This is a genomic window from Streptococcus sp. DD11, assembly GCF_001578865.1.
In the GTDB taxonomy this organism is placed as follows: Bacteria; Bacillota; Bacilli; order Lactobacillales; family Streptococcaceae; genus Streptococcus; species Streptococcus panodentis.
The window spans coordinates 184,357-186,514 of record NZ_KQ969397.1 but is presented as its reverse complement, the minus strand read 5'-3'; the positions used below and the strand labels follow the sequence as shown (position 1 = coordinate 186,514).

Genomic DNA, 2,158 nt, shown 5'->3' with positions numbered 1-2,158 from the left:
ACAAGCAATCTTTAAAGCTCTGTTTCACCGGCGCTCCGTCACTCAGGCAGTCATGAATGAAGTCAAGGCCAGGGACAAAAATGTCGCTACCGTCAATCAAGAGCCGGTGCCGCAGGTCCCTACCCTGCTCTTTGCGGCTGTCCAAAAGGGCAGAGGAGATACCAAGCTGGAAGAGGACTTTGCCGCCCAAAATCCCCAGGCCCAGCTAGTCACCTTGGAAGGCTCCCACTATATCCACGATGACCAGCCGGAGGAAATAGCCAAGCGGATAAAGGACTTCCTAGGGAAGTGATTGGCTAAGCTGGATAATTGATGTTTAAGGAGGTGTTAGATCGATAGAAGAATACCTGAAAGAGACGGCTTTGCTGGATTTTTCCCATCCCTTTATTCAGGATTTGATTGAGCGTCAGGCTTGGCGCAATATGGCTGAGTTTGACCGTCTGAAAGCCATCTATGATTTTGTAAGAAATGACATTCTTTTTGGCTACAATGAGTCGGATGGGATTCCTGCTTCAAAGATTTTGTCTGACGGTTTTGGCCAGTGCAATACCAAGGGCATTCTCTTTATGGCCTTGCTCAGAGGCTGCGGCATTCCCTGCAGGATGCACGGTTTTACCATTGACAAGCAGCTGCAAAAAGGGGCCATGACCGGCTTTGTCTATAGAAATGCGCCGCAGGAAATCCTGCATAGCTGGGTAGAAGTTTATTTTGAGGAGATCTGGTATGAGCTGGAGGGCTTTATCCTTGATGATGGCTATCTGAAGCGGCTTCAGAATACTTTTCCCGACTGCCGGGGTGCCTTTTGCGGTTACGGAGCAGCGACAGCATATTTCCAGCATCCCAAGGTAGCCTTTAACCGCAGCAATACCTACATTCAGAGCGAGGGGATTGTGCAGGACTTGGGTGTCTATCCGTCGCCGGATGAATTTTTCCTGAGACACCGTCAGGAGCTGTCAGCTGTCAAGGAATGGCTCTATTGTCATCTTGGTCGGCATCTCATGAATAGAAATATCCGGAAAATTCGTGGGAAAGGATAGGAGAAATATAAAAAACGGTAATTCGATTTGAATGGTTAAAAAAATTTTTTCTCGTGCTTGCTTATTTTTATCTGGCCATTACGAATAGTATAGGTAAGAGACTATTTGTCAGGAGGAAGTATGAGCTTGTCCAACCCCTATTCGCTGCGCCATCCCAATCTGTCCCCAACCATGGATCTGATTGCCAAAAAGATTTTTCATCAGGAGCACCTGACGGCTGATTTCATTAAGAGCGTGCTCAGGCTGCCGGTCCAGTCGGTGGAGATTCTGGAGGGCACCCAGATCCAGCTGGAGGAAGAAGACCACCTGGGCTTCTACACGGCCGTGGACGTGCGGGCCCAATTGGACGATGGGACGCAGGTCATCATCGAGGTCCAAGTAACGAGACAGCGGGCCTTTATCAACCGCCTGATGGCCTATCTGGCCAATCAAATCTCCGACAATCTCAAGCGGAGCAAGAAAGACAAGCCGACTCACACTCTCTACTCCGAAATGAATCCGGTCTACTGCATTGCCCTCTTGGAGCAGGAGTATTTCCCAGATTTGCGGGCCTTCCGGACCCTTTCCCTGCGGGATGACGAGACTCTGGAGCCGCTTTTGACCGATTTCAAGGTCAGCCGCCAGCGCCCGCCGATGAAATTTGCATTTCTGGAACTGAGCAAGTATAATAGAGATAAGATTAACGATTATAATTTGCGCAAATGGTTTGAATTCTTCAGAAATCAGCCCTTTGATGTCCCGGCGGATCGGGTCATTCAAGAGGCTGAGGAGCTGCTGGATCAGACCCGCTGGACCAAGGAGGAAAGACAGATGTTTGACGAAAAACGCCGCCAGCAGGACCATTACGAAGCGACCATGGCCCAGATTTACTACGAGCATGAGCTGGCTTTGGAGGAAGGGATAAAACATGGACGAGAAGAGGGAGTTGAAGCAGGCCGAGCAGAAGGTATTCAACAGCTGATTCTGACCATGCTGAAAAATGGGGTGTCTGCCCAAACCATCGCCCAGCAGACCGGTATGGAAGAAGTGAAAATCCAAGAAATTGCTAAAAATAATTTAGTGGAGTAAGCGGCTGGCTGGAAAATAGCGGTTTACAAACATCATAAAAAAGGCTTAGAATC

At 49.0% G+C, this 2,158-nt stretch carries 2 protein-coding genes and 1 pseudogene; all 3 read left to right on the top strand.

Features of this window, described 5'->3' with window-relative positions:
• Positions 1–292: pseudogene (locus tag STRDD11_RS14775) on the top strand (alpha/beta hydrolase); the annotation flags it as partial.
• Between the two features lie 70 nt (positions 293–362).
• Entirely contained in the window at positions 363–1,037 is a 675-nt protein-coding gene (locus STRDD11_RS11975; protein WP_206512717.1) for a transglutaminase-like domain-containing protein, read from the top strand.
• Between the two features lie 120 nt (positions 1,038–1,157).
• Positions 1,158–2,105, top strand: coding sequence for an Rpn family recombination-promoting nuclease/putative transposase (locus STRDD11_RS11970; RefSeq protein ID WP_128837472.1), 948 nt, complete (start codon positions 1,158–1,160; stop codon positions 2,103–2,105).
• Positions 2,106–2,158 lie beyond the last annotated feature (53 nt).